Genomic DNA, 18,796 nt, shown 5'->3' with positions numbered 1-18,796 from the left:
CTGTGACGGGTCCTGACATCTTGTCCGCCGAGTACGACGCCGATCCCTACCCGCACTACGAGACGATGCGAACGTCGTTCCCGGTCTACGTGCACGAGAGCACCGGGTTCTACGTGCTCAGCCGCTACCGGGACGTCGTGCGCGCGTTGCAGGATCCGCCGTTCACCAACGAGTGCTACACGTGGCAGATCGAGCCGGTGATGGGCGACCGGACCCTCGTGCAGATGGACGGGCGCGAGCACGCCGACAACCGCAAGATGCTCGGCGGGCCGCTGCGCGGCGGCGACTACCGGGACCGCGTCGTCCCGAGCGTCGAACTCGCCTGCGCCGAGCTCGTCGACGGCTTCCGGCGCCGTGGCCGGGTCGAGCTCATGAGCGAGTTCGCCACCTGGCTCCCGATCAACGTCATGGCGAGCCTGCTGGGCCTGCCCGCCCAGGACCGGCCGAGGTTCCAGGGCTGGTACATGGCGATCATCGCTCACATGGTCAACTTCGGCGGCGACCCCGAGGTCGAGGCCGCCGGCCAGGCCGCGCGCCGGGACATGACCCTCTTCCTGGGGCCCATGATCGAGGAACGCCGGGCCAGGCCGGGACAGGACATCCTGTCAGCGCTGTGCACCGCGCGGTTCGCCGGCGGTCCGCTGACCGACCAGCAGATCCAGGCGCACTGCGCCGCGCTCATCACGGCGGGTGGGGACACCACCGTGTCGGGCATCGCCAACACGGTCAAACACCTGCTGCTCAACCCCGAACACCTGCGCGCCGTCCGCGCCGACCGCGAGCTGATCGACCGCATGCACATCGAGGCGGGCCGGTTGAACCCTCCCGCTCATCTCATCATGCGCTACGCCGCCGAGAACGCCGACCTGGGCGACCATCGCATACCCGCCGGGTCGACGGTCGCCTGCATGATCGGCTCCGCCAACAGGGACCCGGCCCGGTTCACCGCTCCCGACACCTTCGACCCCCACCGGCCGGAGGTAGACCCCGCCCGCGACTTCACCCCGGCGGGATCGGTCGTGACGTTCGGGCGGGGCCGGCATTTCTGCCTGGGCGCCGCCCTGGCCCGCACCACGGTGAACGTCGCCGTCAACCAGCTTCTCGACGCCCTGCCGGGCATGCGGCTGGAGGCTGACGCCTCCCTGCGGGAATCGGGGATCTTCACTCGCAAACTCGTCAGCCTGCCCATCAGGTTCGACGTGGCGACCACTGAACCTCCAACGGAAAGGCACAGCGCGTGAACGAGGAATTCGCAGCGAAGACCGCGTTCGTCACCGGTGCGGGCTCCGGCATAGGAGCGGCCTGCGCGCGAGGTCTGGCCGCCAGGGGCGCCTACTCGATCCTGGCGGATCTCGACCTGGAGTCAGCCGAGTCCGTGGCCGACGAGATCCGCGCGGCGGGCGGAAAGGCGCACGCCCTCCGCCTCGACGTGCGCGTCCCGGACCAGGTCGAGAGCGCGCTCGAACGAATCGGAGACGAGAATGGCGCCCTCCACATCGCGGTGAACAGCGCCGGTGTCATCGGCCCGATGGATGTCCTGGCCGACACTCCCCTCCAGGGGTTCGAAGACGTCATGGCGACCAACGCGGGCGGCGTGTTCGCCTGCATGCGGGCCCAGATCCCGCAGCTGGTCGCCAACGGCGGGGGCGTCATCATCAACATCGCCTCGGTCGCCGGCGTCACCGGATTCCCGGGCCTTTCCGCCTACACCGCCTCTAAGCACGCCGTCATCGGACTCACCCGTGCGGCCGCGGCCGAGTACGGTTCCGCGGGTGTGCGCGTGGTGGCCATCGCTCCTGGAATCGTGGACACACCGATGCTCGCCGACGTGCCGGACGAGGCCGTCCAGGCCTCGATCGCACCGCAGCCCGTGCACCGGCTCGGCCGCCCCGAGGAGGTCGCGTCCCTGGTCTGCTACCTGGCCTCCGAGGCCGCTGGATTCATCACCGGAAGCGTCCACGCGATCGACGGCGGATACCTCTGCAAATGACGACGGTCGGAAGTCGAACAGGGCCGCGCCGGGCGGGCTGGTCGCGTCGATGATAATGATCAGGGTCGGTGGCGGGACAGGTCAGCGGCAGATCGCGTAGGCCTGGCTGCCTCGGGGGCAGAACGAGGCGGCGAAGTGGTCGGTCTGGAAGGTGGGGACTTCGGTTGCGGACTGGAGATCCAGACCGAATTCGGTGAAGGCCAGGAATGACTCCAGCGTCCACTGGTCCTGGCGGTGGCCGCGGCGACGTCATGTCCTCACTGGCGGACGCGTCATCGGCCCGGGCCGCGAGCAGGAGTCGGAAGCGCCATACCGGCACTTTTTCCGGCCACCGACCGGAAGATCCCCTCCGCGTTCCCAAGAAATCTTCACGTGATCAGGATATTGGCCGGATTACGTCACCTTTGGCAAAGGCGACGATCCGCCATCCCAGCGGCATCCCCTGGCGCGACCAGGCCAGGAACGCCCGGCGGCTCGTCCGACCGGCGTCCCGGAACGGAGATGATCAATCTCGACGGCAATACCACACAAGACTCCAGGAGCGCGCTATTCGGATCTTCATGGCCCCTGGTCCCGCTGGATACCTTCGGACGGTCCGGCAAAAGACCAAGGAGGTCAGGTGCGTACGGCTCTGGTGAAATCGGCTCTCGTCCTCGGGGCCACGTCCACGCTCGTCCCGGTCGCGGCCCAGGCGTCTCTGGCGGCCACGCCGACCAGCTCCTCGCGAGCGCTGTCGCCGGTCTGCGGCACGGAGACGAAATTCAAATCCATCAACACGAGCTTCATTCTCTGCGTCGAGCAGAACGGGTCGAAGGCCCGTGCCGTCATCCACTATCTCAACACCTCCGACAAGTCCCAGCTGTTCAGGCCCGTGCTGCTCCGCGTCTGGAACGGCCAGAAAGCAGAGGACGTGCCCTGCCTGAATCCCGACTTCGCTCCTTACTGGCTCGTGCCGGCCAGCCAGAACGGAGGGTGCGAGAGCGACTGGGTCTTCGTGGGGGCCTCCTCCTCGTACGCGACCACCATCGTCAAGGACGTGCGGTCGGAGAGCGAAAGGTCCTCGACCACCCCCTGGCCCTGGTGACACTTCGCGAACCGCGGGCCCTCAACCGGACAGGAACGAGATGCGCATTCACATCAGAAGAACCCTCACCGTCCTCTCACTGAGCGCCGCGAGCGTTTTCGGCCTCCAGACCGCCTCACACGCCGCATCGCTGAAAACAGCCGACGGCACGATCGAGTGCACCTCGCACGGAAGCTACTACGACACGGGAAACCTGACGGGCTGGCGCGCTCACGCCTACAACTGCAGCAACAAGACGAACTCGTATTTCGCGGTCAGGATCGTGACCGTTTGCAGTGGCATGCCGCCGTTCTACGCGGCCGGTCTGACCTACTACGGAAAGTGGGTGGGGTTCGGGCCCTACATGAAGAACCAGACCCTCGGGCAGGCACCGGTCGAGTCGGTCTGGGGCTGTTCCTTCGGGGTCTACTCGATCTCCCTCCAGCGGACCTGAGCGAGGCTCGCGAACGTGACGCCCGGCCTCACCGCGGATCGGCGGGAGTCGTGCCGCAGGTGCGGCCGAGGGCCGTCCCCCTGACGAGCCATCTCATCCAGCGCAGACCGCTGCCGATCGCGGCGGGCGCTCCGCGCTGCCCGGACGCCGCCGCCACGGCGAGCCGGCGGGCCGCCAGAAGCAGGCAGCGCGTGAACGTCGCGACGAACCTCGGAGTGGAGGTGTTCTCCGTGCCGAGGAAACCCATCATCCTTTCGCGTTCGGTGGGAGAGGTCCGCCAGAGGTGGTAGACCGAGACGCTGACGGCGTCCGAGACGGGGTCCCGCTGGGAGAGGATCTCGTAGAGCGACACGCCGAGCAGTTCGGGTACGCGGGTCCGCGCGGCACGGTCCCGCCGGTACTCCTCAAGGTCGTGCGTGCGCGCGAGGGTCTCGGCGTCGGTCAGCGCCAGCGTCAGTCCCACGGCCGTCAGCGGATGGACGTAACCGGCCGCGTCACCGACCAGGACCATCGAGCCGCGCCCGTGGGAGCATCGCCGGCGGACTCCCACCGAGGCCCAGCGGAGGTCTCCGTCCCTCAGTGCCCGGAGTACGGGTGAGCGCAGGTCGGCGGGCAGCCGGTCGCAGTACTCCGGCCACAGCGGGTCGAGGGATCTCCCGTGGCGATGACGCGGGACGTCCAGGACCACGCGGACCGTCTCCGGCGCCACCCGGTACAGCAGGATCGGGCCCGGTCCGCCCAGCACCACGTGACCGCGTCCCTCGAAGGGGAGGGAGACGTGGTCGATCAGCAGGCCGGCGGCGTGGCCGAGCCTCCTGTCGTCGTCGGGCAGCTCCAGCGCGCGCCTGACCACCGAGGGCCTGCCTTCGGCTCCGACGATCAGACGGCCTCGGGCGTCGATCGTCTGACCGGTCGCGTAGTCGACGTAGCGCACCAGGTCGTCGCGCACGGCCGTGACCCGGCTGCCGGTCCGGAGCGTCACGCCGGGTTCGGCCGAAAGGCGCGCGCGCATCGCGCCGACGAGGACGCGGTGCTCGAAGCCGAGGGCCGTTCCCGCGCCCGGGTAGGGAAGCTCGATCGGCGCGGACCGGTCGTGAGGATAGATCACGAAGCCGGTGCCCCGTGCGTGCGCGTCCTCGGGCAGCTCGACGCCCCAGCGGGCCAGTGCCGCGGCCCCCGCCGGATGGAGCCACTCCCCCGCGAAGGCTCGGGCCGGGCCCGGTCCCGCTTCCAGGACCAGGACCTCGGCTCCGTTCCGGCCGAAGGCCAGCGCCACGGCGCAACCCGCGGGTCCGCCGCCGACGACGATGACGTCGTAGCCGTCCTTCCGTACCACCGGTCTCCCTAGGACTTGCGCCGATAGGCGGTCAGTTCCACGACCTCCGCCCGGGTGAGCGAGGACCTGCCGTCGTCCAGCGCGCGGAGCGTTCCGTGCGCGAGGGCCAGCGGGACCCGGCAGAATTCCCGGATCGGTCCGGGGTTCAGGCGGCTGAGGTAGATGTCCCCGAGGGCGAGGTGGCGGCCGGCGTAGGAGCGCATGTCCACGTAGTCCCAGCCGCGCGGGTAGAAGTCGACGCCTCGCTCCAGGTCGTCGGCACGGTTCACGAGCATGTTGACGCTCTGCAGGCCGCGGCCGAAGCCGATCGCGTGGACGGTCGAGGTGAGGGTCGCGTCGTGCCAGGCCCAGAGATTGGAGAGCAGGAGGCCGACGGCGCCGGCGACCGAGAAGGTGTAGGCGTCCAGGTCGGATTCGGTCTCGATCGTGTGCGCGGAGGCGGTCCAGTCCGCCATGCGGTACGCCATGCCCGAGGTCGCCTCCCAGATGTGCGGAGCGACCGCGGCCGGCGCCAGCGCCGCCCATTCGGCGATGCGCCGCGTCACCTCGGGCCCCGGCGCGAGCATGGCGGTGTCGAACTCGACCGTGGCCCGCCCCAGCGCCCCCTGGAGGGTCCGGGCGATGTGGAGCAGGACCCGTGTCCTGTCGTGCGGCTCGAACGCGAGGCCGTCCTCGACCTCGTCGATGGCGCGCATCATCAGATACGCCGACGTCACGGTCTCCCGGAGGCCGTCGGGAAGCTGGGAGATGGGAATGGAGAACGTTCTGCTGGTTTCGCGCAGGACGCGGTCCGCGTCGGCTGTGACCGGCATCGGGTTCACCTTTCGGCCGTGGCCTGTTCGTTGTGGATCCGCGCGTAGCGGGCCAGTGCGAGAGCGGGGAAGACGTCCTTGTACAGCCGGTAGTCGATGACGCCGGCGCGATTGACGGCACCGGCCGGTGACTGGCGGGGCCAGGCGCCGGACTCGTTTTGAAGGGACGCCAGGAAACGGATTCCGCTTCGGACCGAGGGATGATGCGCGCCTTCGATGCTCATGAGGCTGAGGAGTGCCCAGGCGGTCATCGTCGCCTGGCTGTCAGGGTGCTCCAGGTAGGTTTCGGCGACGCCGCTGCGGATGTCCTCTCCCCAACCGCCATCGGTCTTCTGCTTGTCCACGAGCCAGGCGGCGAGGCGTCGCAGCGTCGGATCGGCCCCGGAGACTCCCGCGGCGTGGAACGCCTCGGCGACGAAGAACGCGGCGTAGGTGTAGTTCACCCCCCAGAATCCGCGGAAGCTCCCGTCGGGCTGCTGGCGTGAGCGCAGCAGCCCCAGCCCGGCCGTGATCGCGCGGTCGGTCCGCGGGTCGTCGCCGACGCCGAGGGAGCGGAGGCGGCCCAGCGCCGTGACGCACGATCCGGTGCACTCGGTGTAGGACCTCTCGGCCATGCAGTCCGCGTACATCTCCGACGGGTTGAGCCGTTCGATCCATCCCGGCGCGCGCCGCGCCTCGAACGCCCCGAAGCCGCCGTCCTTGTTCTGGCGGGCGAGGATGAAGGAGACGGCCTGTTCCATCCGGCGGGCGTCGATGGGATGCGTGATCCCTCCGGTGACCTCCGCGTGGGCGGCGATCGCCGACAGCGCCTCGGCGGTGCAGTCCGACACCGGCCAGCGGTCCGCGCCCTCGGTGAACGACCAGCCGCCGAGGACGGCGTCCCGGTGACGTCCGGACGCCGGCGTCAGCTCCGTCGTGATCTGTGCGGAGGCGAGCCAGGCCAGGGCCTTGTCGACGCGGGGATCGGTGGCGCGTCCGGCGTCGATCAGGGCACGGCACACGAAGGCGGTGTCCCAACTGGCCGAGCGGGTGCTGACGACGCGGAGGCCCTGGTCGTCCTCCCAGCGCCAGTAGTCGCCGCCGTCCAGCGAGCGTTCCAGCAGTTCCGCGTCGGCGCCGGAGGCGTGCAGGACGAGGGTGGTCAGCAGGCCGAAGAGCGGCGACAGGGTCTTGCCGTCCGACGCGGTGAGCTCGTCGGTGAGCCAGCGGCGGCAGCGTTCGCGTGCGGCATGGCGAAGGGCCTTCACGTGGACGGTCTCGTAGATCCTGGAACCGGCCGCGACCGCTCTGCGGAGGAATCCCGGCCTGTCGATCACTTCCGCCTCCCGGAGCGTGCCGCGGTGCCGGCGGAAGTCGATCTGGTCGTACGGCCTGAGGTAGAGCTCGGCCCGCAGGTCGGCGCCGAGCCGGCCCAGGTCCACCGCGAACCTCTCGCCGTAGAGGTAGGCCATCCCGAGGTACATGTACCGGACGTGCGGGAAGAAGCGGAGCGGATGGGCAGGAAAGGCGGTCGGCGCCAGGACCGGTTCCGGCGGGATCGGGTTCATGCCGCGGTAGTCGTAGAGGCCGAGCAGGGCCAGCCAGAACTTTCCCCAGCTCGGGATGGACAGCGCCCCCTCGTCCTGGGACCGGATCCACGCGCGGCAGGCGGCGACCGTGGGATGTTCGGCGTCGGCTCCCAGCAGCCTCAGCGCGACGTAGGCCAGTGTCGTGGTGAACAGCGAGCCGGGGCCTTCCCGGTGCATCGGCCACGACCCGTCCGGAAGCCGCTGGGAGAGAAGGTACCGGAGCACACCGGCCTGGTCGTCGGAGGGAAGCGGCCAGCGTCCCACGATCCGCCGCGTCATGACGTACTGGGACAGGAGCATGGTGTTGGTCTCGATCTCCCCCTCCCAGTGGCCGTCCGCGTGCTGGAGGTCGAACAGCCTGCGGATCGCGCGGTCCAGGGATGTGGCGATCATGTCTTCCATGGGTCTCCGTTCCGTCCGGGCTCGCGGGCCCACCCGATCGTCGGGGGGACGCCGGGACCGGGACCAGATCCACACAGCGGCGGAGACGACCGGGCCACTGCGAACCGCTGACGCGGCGCGGCGGGATCGGCTCACGCCGATGGACGGACCAGCGGAAGGCGGGTGACGCCGACGAGGCCGGCGGGCCATCGCGCGGTGGGTGTGGCGTGGTCGGCGAGGCGGTAGTCGGGGATGTGCCGGTGCCAGACCTCCATGACCGTCTGCATCTCGAGCCTGGCGAGGTGGACGCCCAGGCAGTAGTGGGGTCCGCTGCCGAAGGCGAGGTGCGGCTGTTCGCGCCCGAGGTCGACGGAGTCGGGGTCGGGGTGTTCGGCGCCGTCACGGTTGGCCGTCGCCAGGATCACGTGGACCGGGCACCCGGCGGGCACGGCGGCGCCCGCGATCTCCGTGTCCCGGACCGCGACGCGCGGCAGGGTCAGCACGGGCCCGTCGACGCGCAGCAGTTCCTCGACGGCGGCGGGGACGATCGCGGGATCGGCGACGATCCGCCGCCGCAGGTCCGGCCGGGTGGCCAGGATCGCGAAGGCGTTGGCCAAGGCGGAGGTCACGGTGTCCAGGCCGGCGAGCACGAACTGGAAGCACAGACCGAGCAGTTCGCGGTCGGTCAGCGCGTCGGCGCTCCGGTCGCCGATGAGCCGGCCGAGCAGGTCGGGACGTGGCGGACCGGACCGGCGGACCCGGATGTGCTCGACCAGGTAGCCGGTCAGCTCGGCGGCGGCGTTCGCGGTCCGCTCGTCGGGGGCCTCGGTACCGCGGGTGCTGGTCGCGGTGAGGATGGCGTCCTTCCAGGCGATGAGCCGGTCGCGGTGCTCCGGCGGCAGCCCGAACATGGTCAGGAAGACCTGTGCGGGCAGCGGGACCGCGACCTCGGCGACGAAGTCGCAGGAGCCTGCGTCGGCGACCCGTCCGACCAGCTGTTCGGCGAGGTCGCGCACCTCGTCCCGCATGGCCTGGACGCTGCGCCGGCTGAAGTGCGGCTGGAGCAGGCGGCGGTAGCGGGTGTGCTCGGGCGGGTCGAACGCGATCGGCAGCATCGGGACGGCGCTGCCCGCGCCCTCGAAGGCGCGTTCAGAGGAGAACAGGCCGGGGTCGCGCAGCACGTGCTCGGCCCACTGGCGGGAGGTGACCGCCAGGCTGCCGTCGATGCCGGTGACCTCTCCCCGGTCCCTGATCCGGGCGTAGGCCGCGTCGCGGTCGTGGCCGATGGGCAGTTCACTGATCGAGAGGTCCTCGTCCATTCCGACTCCCGTCGTCGCCGAGCCGTCCGGGTCCAGACTGGGCCGCACGGGCGCGCGGGGCATTGGGGTCCGGCACCGGAACCAGCCCCAACGTCTGGGCCGGACACCCCCTAGAGTCCGCCGGACGAGCGGCGCGAAGTGGTCCGCACGAACGGTCTCCTTAGTGGCACTCGGGTGATCGGTTCGATGGCTCTTACGTTCCTTCGTGACCACCGGCTCCCCACGGTGAGACACCCCACCTGAGCGGAGCCGGACCGTCCACCGAGAGGAATCGGACATGGGTCGCGGTCGGAACGCGCTGCTCCGAGCCCCGTTCGTCGGGGCGCTGGTGACGGCGATCATGGCGACCCTGCTGGCGGCCCTGCCGGCGCCGGCGTGGGCCGATCCTCCGACGGCGCCCGCGCCGCCGCACGCCGTCCAGCTCCCACCGGATCCGATCAAGGCGGGGGACCGGGTGGGCTATCTCAACAGCACCTCCGGTGTGGGACCGTCGGGTGACTACACGCGCACGGTGCCGCTGGAGGTGCCCATGGGACGCGCGGGAATGCAGCCGTCGCTGTCCCTGCGCTACTCCAGCGGCGCGGGCGACGGCCCGTTCGGCACCGGATGGTCGCTGTCGGGCCTGTCGGCGGTCACGCGCTGCGCCGAGACGCTGGCCACCGAGGGAACGGTCGCCGGAGTCCGGTTCACCAACAAGGACCGGTTCTGCCTCGACGGGCAGAAGCTCGTGGCGGTGTCGGGCGGCTACGGCGAGTCGGGCACGGAGTACCGGACCGAGACCGACACCGTGCTCAAGATCGTCCAGGAGGGGCTCAAGCCGGAGGGGCCCGGCGTGTTCAAGGTCCACAGCCGCGACGGCAGGGTCAGCGAGTACCTGGCGTGGAGCGCCCCGCGCACCACCTCGACCCTCGACTACTGGGCGGCGAGCGACGACCCCCAGACCAAGACCGCTCCCGCGGGCGCGCCGAGAGTGGTCTGGCTGCTGACGAAGGTGCGAGACCGCTCGGGCAACGAGGTTCGCTACGAGTACCAGTCGGTCGGCGGGCAGGAGGACTTCGAGGTCCTGCCCCACCGGGTCAAGTACACCTTCGGCCCGGCCGGCGGGTTCGCCGAGGCGCGCCGCTTCGTGGAGTTCGAGACCGAAGCGCGGCCCGACCCGACCCACCGCTGGCAGAACGGCGTCCGGTTCGCCTCCACCCGGCGCGTCAAGGCGATCAAGATGTTCGCGCCCAACCCCGGCAGCACCCAGCTGGCCTGGCAGTACGACCTGGACTACAAGAAGAGCGCGACCAGCGGCCGGAGCCTGCTGGCCAAGGTCGCCAGGTGCGCGATGGGCTCCTGCCTGTGGGCCAAGGAGTTCGACTGGTCGCAGCCACCGGCCGCCCCGTCCTTCAAGGCGATGAACGTGAGCCATATCAAGGTCGACAGCGGGCTGCCCGCCCCCGCCGGCTGGCCGGAGGCTCCGCTCGTCCCGGCGATGCACGTCGCCGACCTCGACGGCGACGGCCGCGACGACATGTTCTACTACCGGGGCGGATGGGACAAGGTCGGACAGGAACCCAACAACCGCGCCTTCGTCCGCTTCTCGGCGTCCGGAGCGCCGCTCGGCCTGCTCCGCGACGACGTGTGGAAGGCCACGGCGCCGGCCGAGCCCCGCTGGCCGTCGAACATCTCGGTGTCGCTGGCCCGCCCCGTCGACTACGACAACGACGGCAAGTCCGAGGTCTGGGCGCCCGTCCAGTGGTACGACGACGACGGCGACCTGGTCACCCACCACCGTTTCGAGCTGCTGAAGTGGGACAGCGTCGCCGACAGGTTCGTGCGCACCGGCATCGTCGGAAAAGAGTGCGCCGGAGTGGAGAAGGTCTCCTCCGGAGCCACCCCGTGCGTCCCCTCGGACTGGGCCGACCTCAACGGCGACGGGCGGCCCGACCTGATCCAGGGCTCCCAGGCGAAAGGCATCCTGGAGGCCGGGTGGAACACCGACTTCGACTACGGCTCCTACGAGATCCGTATGAACGAAGGCTCCAGCGCGCCGTTCTCCCCGCTCGGTCCCACGATCGGCTCCACGGTCGCCGCGGGCTGTTCGACCCGGATCACCGATCTCAACGGGGACGGCCGCGCCGAGCTGCTGACCGGTGAGCGCAAGGTGGTCGAGGCCGACCTGAAGTGCGTCGAGTCCGGCTGGAGCATGGGCCTGGACCCGGGCGCGGCCACGGCGACCGCCACCCCGCAGCGCGTCGCGGCGGGCAGCTCGGAGAACCGGTTCCTGACGGCCAACCAGTTCCTGCCCGCGGTGAAGTCGGGCGACTTCAACGGCGACGGCCTGGAGGACACGGTCTTCGGCCAGGACGGTCACATCGCCTGGAACACCGGCAACGGGACGCGCCACCAGTCCGGTTCCGGCGTCGGTGAGTGCCTCAAGAACTGCCGGCTCGCCGACATGAACGGTGACGGCCGGACCGACATCGTGAAGTTCGGCGCCACGGCGGGCGACGGCACCAGCATCTGGGTCCACCTGTCCAAGGGCGACGGCACGTTCACCGAAGTCAAGATCGACGGCGGTGACCACCTGAACGTGCCGGGCTTCGGCCGCACCATGTCGGGCGTCGGCGACTTCAACGGCGACGGCCGCAAGGACCTGGTGACCGTCACCGCGACGGGCCAGCTCAGGGTCTTCGAGCAAAAGGCCGAGCTCGCCGACCTGCTCACCGGCGTGCGCGACCAGGAGACGGCCTGGCCGCGCGAGGAGGTCGAGTACTCGACCTCCTGGGAGGCCGACCCGTCGGCCAAGCCCGTCCACCTGTGCGGCTATCCGCTCACGTGCCTGCGCAAGGGACTCACGGTCGTCCGCAAGACCACCTCGCGCGCGCACTTCGTCAACCCCGCGGTCCTGTCGGCGGGCGCCCGCGTCACCCACTACTCCTACGACGATCCCGTCGCCGACCTGCGCGGCCGGGGTTTCCTGGGGTTCGCCAAGGTCGTGGCCTGGGATCCCGACCAGGCGACCGAGACCGTGACGGCCTACAGCCACCGGTCCACCACCGCGAACGGCAAGTACCACCCGCACACCGCCGTGCCCGCGTCGGTGACCGTCAAGACGCCGATCCTCACCCAGGCGCAACTGGAGGCCAAACCGGTCACGGCCACCGCGCGGATCAGCAGGTCGGTCGTCCACGAGACCGAGGTGCGCCAGTCCAACAACGGCTCCACCTACATGGTGCTGCCGAAGAAGTCCTACACCAAGGAGTGGGAACAGCAGGTCAACCTCACCTGGAACGACGCCTTCTCCGCGCAGAACACCCTCGACGAGCACGTCTGGAACGTGGCCGAGCCCGCCAACGCGTCGCGCCGGACCGACCTGCACGTCACCTACGACGCGTTCGGCAACGTCGCCTCGCGCTACAGCGCGGTCGAGGGCGGCGTGAAGGAGTGGACCAACCTCGCCTACGAGAACCGGACCGCCGACTGGCTCATCGGCCTGCCGGTCACGCAGACGGTGACCAGGGCCGAGCCCGACAACGATCCGGGCCCGGTCACGCGCCGGGTCGACCACTCCTACAACGCGGCGGGCCTGCTGGAGACGACGGAGTTCGAGCGGACCAACCCCGACCTGAGACAGCGCCGCGCCGTCACCTACGGCTATGACACCCTCGGCGTCCTGACCACGGTCACCGACGCCGCTCCCGAAACCCAGCTCCAGCGTCGGCACATCGAGTACACGCCCCTGTACCCCCAGGCGCCCGACGAGCGGATCTTCGCCTCCCAGGTCTGGACCGAACGCGACGCCGCCTACGTGCCCTCCACCTGGACGGCGGTCCATCCCGCCTACGGCGTGCCGGTGGTGGGCATGGACGTCAACGGCGTCCAGGACGTCGCCACCTACGACGGCTTCGGCCGCGTCACCAGCATGCAACGGCAGGGTGACCAGAAGAAGAGCTTCGAGTACACCGGCCGCGCCGACGCCTTCGGCGGCGCCAACGGCCTCGAGGTCATCCTGACCGCCGGGTCGGCGGAGGGCCGCGTGACCAGCGACGGCCTCGGCAACGTCCTGTCCAGCAGGCTGCCCGGCTCCGGCGGAGGCGCGGTGACCACCAGGGCGACCTACGACCGGCTCGGCCGGGTGAGGTCGCGCACCAGGCCCGACGGCGTGCAGGGCCAGCTCGTCTACTCCTACGACACCCTGAACCGGCCCCTGCAGATCAAGCTGCCGGGCGGCGGCGACGTCACCGCCCAGTACTCCATGTTCGAGAAGAGGATCTGGGACCCGCTGGGCAACGAGTCCCGCCTGACCACCGACAAGAACGGCCGCGTGACCAGCAGGGTCGACGTGCTGAAGCGGCCGGGCCAGCCCGACCAGCCGCTCACCACCGGATACCAATGGGAACCGTTCGACCTGCTGGACAAGGTGACCACACCACAGGGGTCGGTCACCGACTACACCTACGACAGGCTGGGCCGCCCCGTCGGCGAGAACCACCCGGATCGGGGCGCCACGACCGTGGAGTACGACGGCCTCGGACAGACCGTCAAGAGGACGCGGGGACCGCTGGCCGAGATCTTCGCCTACGACGACATCGGCCGTCTCACCAGCAGCAAGGCGGCGGGAGCGACCTCCGTCTTCACCTGGGACACCGCCGCCAACGGCAAGGGACAGCTGGCCTCGGCCCAAGGACCCGACGGGCTGGCCACCGGCTACCGGTACGACTCGCTGGGACGGCGGACCGGACAGGACCTGAGCGAGGGCCAGAACACCCACAGCGTCGACTACGGCTACGACGCCGACGGGCGGGTCAAGACCGTCGCCTACCCGCAGGTCCCCGGCCGTGCGCGCTTCACCGCCGAGTTCACCAGGAACGCGTGGCAGCAGGTGAGCAAGGTCGCCGACGTGTCCGACCCGCAGAACCCGACGCCGCTCCTGGAGATCACCGGCCGCAACGCCGACATGGCCGTCACCGACGCGACCCTGGCCGGCGGCATCGACCTCCACAACACCTACGACGGGCCCACCGGCCTGCTCACCGGCCAGAAGGCCAGCAGGAACGGCGCGGACCTGTCGGAGACCGACTACACCTTCTGGGACAACGGCCTGGTCAGGTCGCGGACGACCGACGACGGCGAGACCCTGCGCAAGGAGACCTTCGACTACGACTCCCTCGGCAGGCTCACGACCTGGAACCTGGGCGCGGGCGAACCCGGCGGCCCCGCACCGGCCCCCGTTCCCACCACCTACGCCTACAGCGCCGACGGCAACCTCACCGGCGTCAGCCGCGCTGGGAACCCGGTCGAGCACCGCACCTACGGCAAGGCCGACGGCGGCCAGCCGCACACCCTCACCAGGATCACCGCGTTGCCGTCGCACGCCACCACCGACTACGGCTACGACCAGCAGGGCCGCAACACCAGCCGGACCGGCGCGGTCGCCCGCACCATCGACTTCACCTCCTTCGACCTGCCGAAGACCGTCACCCTGGGAAGCAACACCTGGACCGTCCTGCACGACGCGCTCGGCCGCCGCGGTAAGAAGTCCAGACCCGGCGCCAGCACCCTGTACGTCGGAAACCTGTACGAGAAGCGCGTCAACGGCTCCAAGACCGAACACGTCTTCAAGGTCGCCGGTTCGCAGATCGTCTTCGACGAGCAGGCCAAGACCACCAAGGTCCTGCACTCCCTGACCGACGCGCTCGGCAGCACCGGCCAGGTCGTCAGCGCCGACGGCAGCGTCGACAAACGCCACTACTACGATCCGTTCGGCCAGCGCGTCAACGCCGACGGCGGCGCCTTCACCGGCGGCGTCGGCGCCGTCCACAACGGCTTCACCGGCCACGAGCACGACGACGACCTGGGCCTCATCAACATGAGAGGCCGCAGCTACGACCCCGCCATGAAACGGTTCCTCAGCGCGGACCCGGTCGTCTCAGAGCTCAACGGCCAGAACTGGAACGCCTACAGCTACGTCAACAACAGCCCGCTCAACTCCACCGACCCCAGCGGCTTCAACCCCGACCCCTGCGCCGATCCCGGCGCGGGCTGCATCGACGTGATCGCCGTCAGTCCCCCGCGCGAGGGCCAGCCCAGCGTGGCCTACTGGGTCAACCAGGTCGTCAACGGCAGCCCGTGGGGCGGGCCGATCGGGCCGGGTCACTCCGACGCCGACGGCGCCGTCGGGCCCTCGTTCTGCCAGGTCGGCTGCCACCTCGGCAACAACGCCTACTCGGGCCGGGTGATGGCGAGCATGGGCGACGACTACGGCCGGGAGTTCGTCGACGTCCTGGCGCACGACATCATCGTCCCGCTCGTGTGCGGCTTCCAGTGCGGCGCAGCCAACGCCCCGCAGAACGAGGACCAGGCGCGCAACGCCGAGAAGTCGCTCAGCGACACCCAGCACCTGGTCAACGCGATCGCCATCGGGTTCACCTGGGCGCCCTTCCCGAAGGTCAGGATGGCGCCGGTCGGATCCGCCGACGACCTGCTGGGCCTCGCCGGCGCCTACCGCAGCCCCACCGCCCGGGCGACGGGAGCGGACGTGGTGGCCGACACCGCGGCGCAAAGGGTCCTGCCGAACGGGAAGACCATCTGGGTCGTCCCCGGCGGCACCGGAAAGGCCTTCGCCGGACACGGCTTCGATCCGAGCTTCACGTTCCAGGTTCCCAAGGGCACCAGCGTGACGTCGCCGCGCGCCGGAGCCAGGATCTCCGACGATGTCGGCCGGGCGCTGGAGCGGGGTGACCACGGCTACCTCACCGAGGTCCTGGAACACGGCGGACCCCACGCCGACCAACTGGAGGGAATGGCAACGCATCTGGAGGACAGCTACATGCCGGACTACATCCTCATCCCACCGGACCATCAGCTGATCATCATGGCCGACTCTGTCACGGTCGACTCGCCGACCCCGCTGTCCTGGTTGATCCAGGAGGGCACCGGCAACCACGTGTGGGCGGCTTGTACGGCAGGCAAGACCTGCAAGCCATAGTCCCACCGCGAACGGGAGACGCCGCCACGAACCACCGTGGCGGTGTCCGCCGTTCCGGCGTCGGAACCCGCCGTGCCGCCGTTGTCACCAGGGAATCTGGTAGTCGGCGGGTTTGGCGAACGACTCCAGCAGCGCCCGCTCCGGAGTCAGGCGCAGAGCGAGGTCGCGGAGCCGGGAGGTCACCGGGCCGTCCATCGCGGCCAGTCTGCCCGTCGTGGTAGGGACGGGCGTCGGGCATGAGACGGGAACGCACCGTCGAGTGGACGCCGTCGGCCCCGATCAGGACGTCGCCTTCGACGGCGCCGCCGTCGGCGAACAGGACGCGGACGCGGTCGTGGTGCTCGACGACGTCCACCACCGGCGCGCCGAGCCGAAGGCCGTCGTCGCCCAGCCGCCTGACCAGCACGTCCGAGACGTGGTGACGGTGCAGGCACACCGTCGGCAGGCCGTACCGGGCCACCAGCTCCCGCAGGGACACGCTCGCCAGGGTGCGCCCGGAGGCGGTGCGGAACTCCGACCGCTCGAACGTCCCGGCTCGCGCCAGCAGGTCCTCCAACATGCCGTACCGCTGGAAGAGCCTGAGCGCGTTGGCCCACAGCGTGATCCCGGCCCCGGCCGGGCGGACCCGCGGATACCGCTCGTACACGGTCGCGTCCAGACCGGCCTCACGCAACGCGACGGCGCAGAACAGTCCGCCTATGCCCCCGCCGACGACGATGGCTCTCACTGGACCGCTCCTGGCGGGGAAGGCGCTCGGCGGGAAACCGGCGAGGCTGGGACGGAAGCAGGCGCTCGACGGGGTTCACGGCGGGTCTCCGCGCCCGGGACCGGTGACGAGCCGGACCTCCTCCCGCAGCGTCCTGGTGTACCCGGCGACCAGGAGCCGTTCGGGGATCGTGGTGTGGTCGAGCAGCAGGTCGCGCAGGTGCTGCCACGGCCGGTTCGGCGAGTGGAAGGCGCGTCCCAGCCGCCGGGCGAACGCCGCCGTGCGCGCGGTGCGGGCGGCGCGCTGCCGCTCGTAGGCCGCCAGTCCGGCGCGTACCTGGACCGGGTCGGACAGGTCGCGTCCGGTCAGTTGCGCGGCCAGGTGGTAGCCGTCCTCGATCGCCATGCCCGCGCCGTAGGCCGCGTACGGCGAGGTGGCGTGCGCGGCGTCGCCGAGCAGGGTGACCCGGCCCGCCGACCAGGTGCGCAGCCGGGGCCGGTCCACCACCTCGCGGCGCAGGATGCGGTCGGGACGGGTGGCGGCCACCAGCGCGGGCAGCGGGTCGGTCCAGGCCGTCAGCCTGCGGGACAGGTGTCGTGTGGCGTCGCCGGAGAACGGCACCCCCTTCGGCCAGGGTTCCAGCACCCACCACTGCCAGTACGGGCGGCCCCGGTGCAGGATCGGCGTCCAGCTCGCCTGCGTGTCGCGGTCGTGGCAGATCCGGCCCACCTCACGGTTGGGACCCTCCAGCTCGCAGTAGCCCTGCCAGCAGACGAAGCCGTGGTAGTCGATCCGGCCCGGCCCGTGCAGGACGCGGCGGACCGTCGAGCCGATCCCGTCGGCTCCGACCAGGACGTCGGCGGTCACCTGGCCGCCGTCGGAGAAGCGCGCCCGGACCCGCTCGCCGTCCTGCTCCAGGCCGACGCACCGGCGCCCGGTCCGCAGGATCCCGGCGGGCAGCGCGGCGGCCATGCGCTCGTACAGGTCGGGGCGCAACATCCCGAAGAACGCCGAGCCGACGTCCCGCTCGATGTCGGGCAAGGCGGGGAAGGCGGCCCGGGGACGGCCGTCGTGGCGGCAGAACGCCAGCCGCGCGGGCGCGCCCAGACCCTCGACGTCCACGCCGAGGCGGCGCAGCACCAGCATCGGCGGCGCCGACAGGCTGAGGCCCGAACCGGCCGCGCCGGTGGTGGACCGGCCCTCCGACAGCGACACCCGGACGCCCGCCCGGTGCAGCGCCAGCGCGGCGCTCATCCCGCCGGGACCGGCACCGATGATCGCGACACTGGCCATGACCGCCTCCCGCTCCCGAACGAATTAGAGGATTTTTCTAACTATTCGGGTAGCTGGAGGCTAGGCCCCGTCACGCGCGGCGTCAACGGTCATGGGTGAGCGCCAGGAGATGTACGGCGATCCTGGAGATGTCGACGGCGGATTCCCCCGTCGGTCGAGTCTGCGCCGCCGTCGCTGACCCGGTCTCCGGCCGGCAGGATTCAGGAAGCGGCCAGGCGGGCGAGTTCGGCGGTGTCCCAGTAGTAGGGACGCAACTCGGTCACCCTTCCGTCGCGGACGCGCCAGACCTCGGCCAGCGGCATCTCCACGGGATCGGCCGACGTCCCGATCCGCCCGCGCAGCCGCAGCAGCGCCACCACGTGCTCCCCGCTGGACGTGATCAGGTCGAAGGACACCTCGTAGTCCTGCCAGGTCGCGAAGAGCGCCGCCACCACCTCCGTCCAGCCCTGGTGTCCCCGGAACACTCCTCCGTAGGGCATCGAGGGCGCCTCGTGGATCTCGACGCCGGGGTCCAGGAGCGCGTGGACCGCGGCCTCGTCGCCACGCCGGACCGCGTCGTAGACCGACAGCACGACCTCCTCGGCCGGAGATCGGGGCGTCCAGAAATCCTGTGTCACCTTGGCCTCCCAACTCCCGGCCCGCGAAGCCGGCCGGGTCCACGCGCCACACCGGTCACGCTCATCGTGGCAGCGGGCCCGGCGGTGGGGAGGACCGCTCACCGCACGGTCAGGCGGCTGAGTGGCCTGCTCCCCCCGACCACGGACGCCGACGTCGCGGCGTCCGGGCCGAACCAGTGCCGCCCGAAGATCGGCCGGGAGTGGATCGCGGGGTCGCGCGATCCGCCTCCTAGATTCGGTGCAGCCTCTCGTCGGTGACCAGCGTGCCCCCAACAGTGGAG

General features: G+C 70.6%; 11 protein-coding genes and 1 pseudogene. 5 read left to right on the top strand and 7 right to left on the bottom strand.

What is annotated here, in order from left to right; all coding sequences use genetic code 11:
• The first annotated feature begins 2 nt into the window (after positions 1–2).
• The 4 genes from AH6_RS13970 to AH6_RS13955 all read left to right on the top strand — a co-directional run bounded on the left by AH6_RS13970 (position 3) and on the right by AH6_RS13955 (position 3,507).
• Positions 3–1,241, top strand: a complete 1,239-nt coding sequence (locus AH6_RS13970) for a cytochrome P450 (RefSeq protein WP_157431456.1) — start codon at positions 3–5, stop codon at positions 1,239–1,241.
• Entirely contained in the window at positions 1,238–1,990 is a 753-nt protein-coding gene (locus AH6_RS13965; protein ID WP_067479352.1) for an SDR family NAD(P)-dependent oxidoreductase, read from the top strand. Before AH6_RS13970 ends, AH6_RS13965 begins: the two co-directional genes overlap by 4 nt.
• Positions 1,991–2,609: 619 nt before the next feature.
• On the top strand, positions 2,610–3,074 hold the full coding sequence (locus AH6_RS13960; RefSeq protein WP_067479350.1) for a hypothetical protein: 465 nt from the start codon (positions 2,610–2,612) through the stop codon (positions 3,072–3,074).
• A 40-nt stretch (positions 3,075–3,114) separates the two neighbouring features.
• On the top strand, positions 3,115–3,507 hold the full coding sequence (locus AH6_RS13955) for a hypothetical protein (RefSeq protein ID WP_067479348.1): 393 nt from the start codon (positions 3,115–3,117) through the stop codon (positions 3,505–3,507).
• Positions 3,508–3,535: 28 nt separating this feature from the next.
• Here the strand turns inward: AH6_RS13955 and AH6_RS13950 are convergent, their stop codons facing one another.
• The 4 genes from AH6_RS13950 to AH6_RS13935 all read right to left on the bottom strand — a co-directional run bounded on the left by AH6_RS13950 (position 3,536) and on the right by AH6_RS13935 (position 8,923).
• Entirely contained in the window at positions 3,536–4,843 is a 1,308-nt protein-coding gene (locus tag AH6_RS13950; RefSeq protein ID WP_067479346.1) for an FAD-dependent oxidoreductase, read from the bottom strand.
• An 8-nt stretch (positions 4,844–4,851) separates the two neighbouring features.
• Positions 4,852–5,655 carry a squalene/phytoene synthase family protein gene (locus AH6_RS13945; RefSeq protein ID WP_067479344.1) on the bottom strand — a complete coding sequence of 268 codons (804 nt, stop codon included), beginning with the start codon at positions 5,653–5,655 and terminating at the stop codon, positions 4,852–4,854.
• A 5-nt stretch (positions 5,656–5,660) separates the two neighbouring features.
• Positions 5,661–7,625: a squalene/oxidosqualene cyclase gene (locus tag AH6_RS13940; protein ID WP_067479342.1), complete on the bottom strand. Its 1,965-nt coding sequence runs from the start codon at positions 7,623–7,625 to the stop codon at positions 5,661–5,663.
• A 131-nt stretch (positions 7,626–7,756) separates the two neighbouring features.
• Positions 7,757–8,923: a cytochrome P450 gene (locus AH6_RS13935; RefSeq protein ID WP_067479340.1), complete on the bottom strand. Its 1,167-nt coding sequence runs from the start codon at positions 8,921–8,923 to the stop codon at positions 7,757–7,759.
• A 277-nt stretch (positions 8,924–9,200) separates the two neighbouring features.
• Between AH6_RS13935 and AH6_RS13930 the strand changes: the two genes are divergently transcribed.
• A complete protein-coding gene (locus tag AH6_RS13930; RefSeq protein WP_067479338.1) occupies positions 9,201–15,899 on the top strand; it encodes an FG-GAP-like repeat-containing protein in 6,699 nt (2,232 codons plus the stop codon).
• Between the two features lie 250 nt (positions 15,900–16,149).
• On the opposite strand, the pseudogene AH6_RS47070 reads toward AH6_RS13930, so the two are convergent.
• The 3 genes and pseudogenes from AH6_RS47070 to AH6_RS44670 form a co-directional block, all read right to left on the bottom strand.
• Positions 16,150–16,626 (bottom strand): annotated as a pseudogene (locus tag AH6_RS47070) (FAD-dependent oxidoreductase); the annotation flags it as partial.
• Between the two features lie 75 nt (positions 16,627–16,701).
• On the bottom strand, positions 16,702–17,898 hold the full coding sequence (locus tag AH6_RS13925) for an FAD-dependent oxidoreductase (RefSeq protein ID WP_067479336.1): 1,197 nt from the start codon (positions 17,896–17,898) through the stop codon (positions 16,702–16,704).
• Positions 17,899–18,098: 200 nt separating this feature from the next.
• Positions 18,099–18,515 (bottom strand): nuclear transport factor 2 family protein, encoded by a 417-nt coding sequence (locus AH6_RS44670; RefSeq protein ID WP_169807850.1) that lies wholly within the window; start codon positions 18,513–18,515, stop codon positions 18,099–18,101.
• Between the last annotated feature and the right edge of the window lie 281 nt (positions 18,516–18,796).

It is taken from the genome of Actinomadura hibisca NBRC 15177 (assembly GCF_001552635.1).
GTDB classification, from domain to species: domain Bacteria; phylum Actinomycetota; class Actinomycetes; order Streptosporangiales; family Streptosporangiaceae; genus Spirillospora; species Spirillospora hibisca.
The sequence above is the reverse complement of the archived record's forward strand: the minus strand, read 5'-3'. Positions and strand labels throughout refer to the sequence as shown.

Excerpts from the sequence above, each read along its gene's own strand:
- AH6_RS13925 (WP_067479336.1), bottom strand. The coding sequence starts at position 17,898 with ATGGCCAGTGTCGCGATCATCGGTGCCGGTCCCGGCGGGATGAGCGCC.
- AH6_RS13930 (WP_067479338.1), top strand. The coding sequence starts at position 9,201 with ATGGGTCGCGGTCGGAACGCGCTGCTCCGAGCCCCGTTCGTCGGGGCG.
- AH6_RS13945 (WP_067479344.1), bottom strand. The coding sequence starts at position 5,655 with ATGCCGGTCACAGCCGACGCGGACCGCGTCCTGCGCGAAACCAGCAGA.
- AH6_RS13940 (WP_067479342.1), bottom strand. The coding sequence starts at position 7,625 with ATGGAAGACATGATCGCCACATCCCTGGACCGCGCGATCCGCAGGCTG.
- AH6_RS13935 (WP_067479340.1), bottom strand. The coding sequence starts at position 8,923 with ATGGACGAGGACCTCTCGATCAGTGAACTGCCCATCGGCCACGACCGC.
- AH6_RS13955 (WP_067479348.1), top strand. The coding sequence starts at position 3,115 with ATGCGCATTCACATCAGAAGAACCCTCACCGTCCTCTCACTGAGCGCC.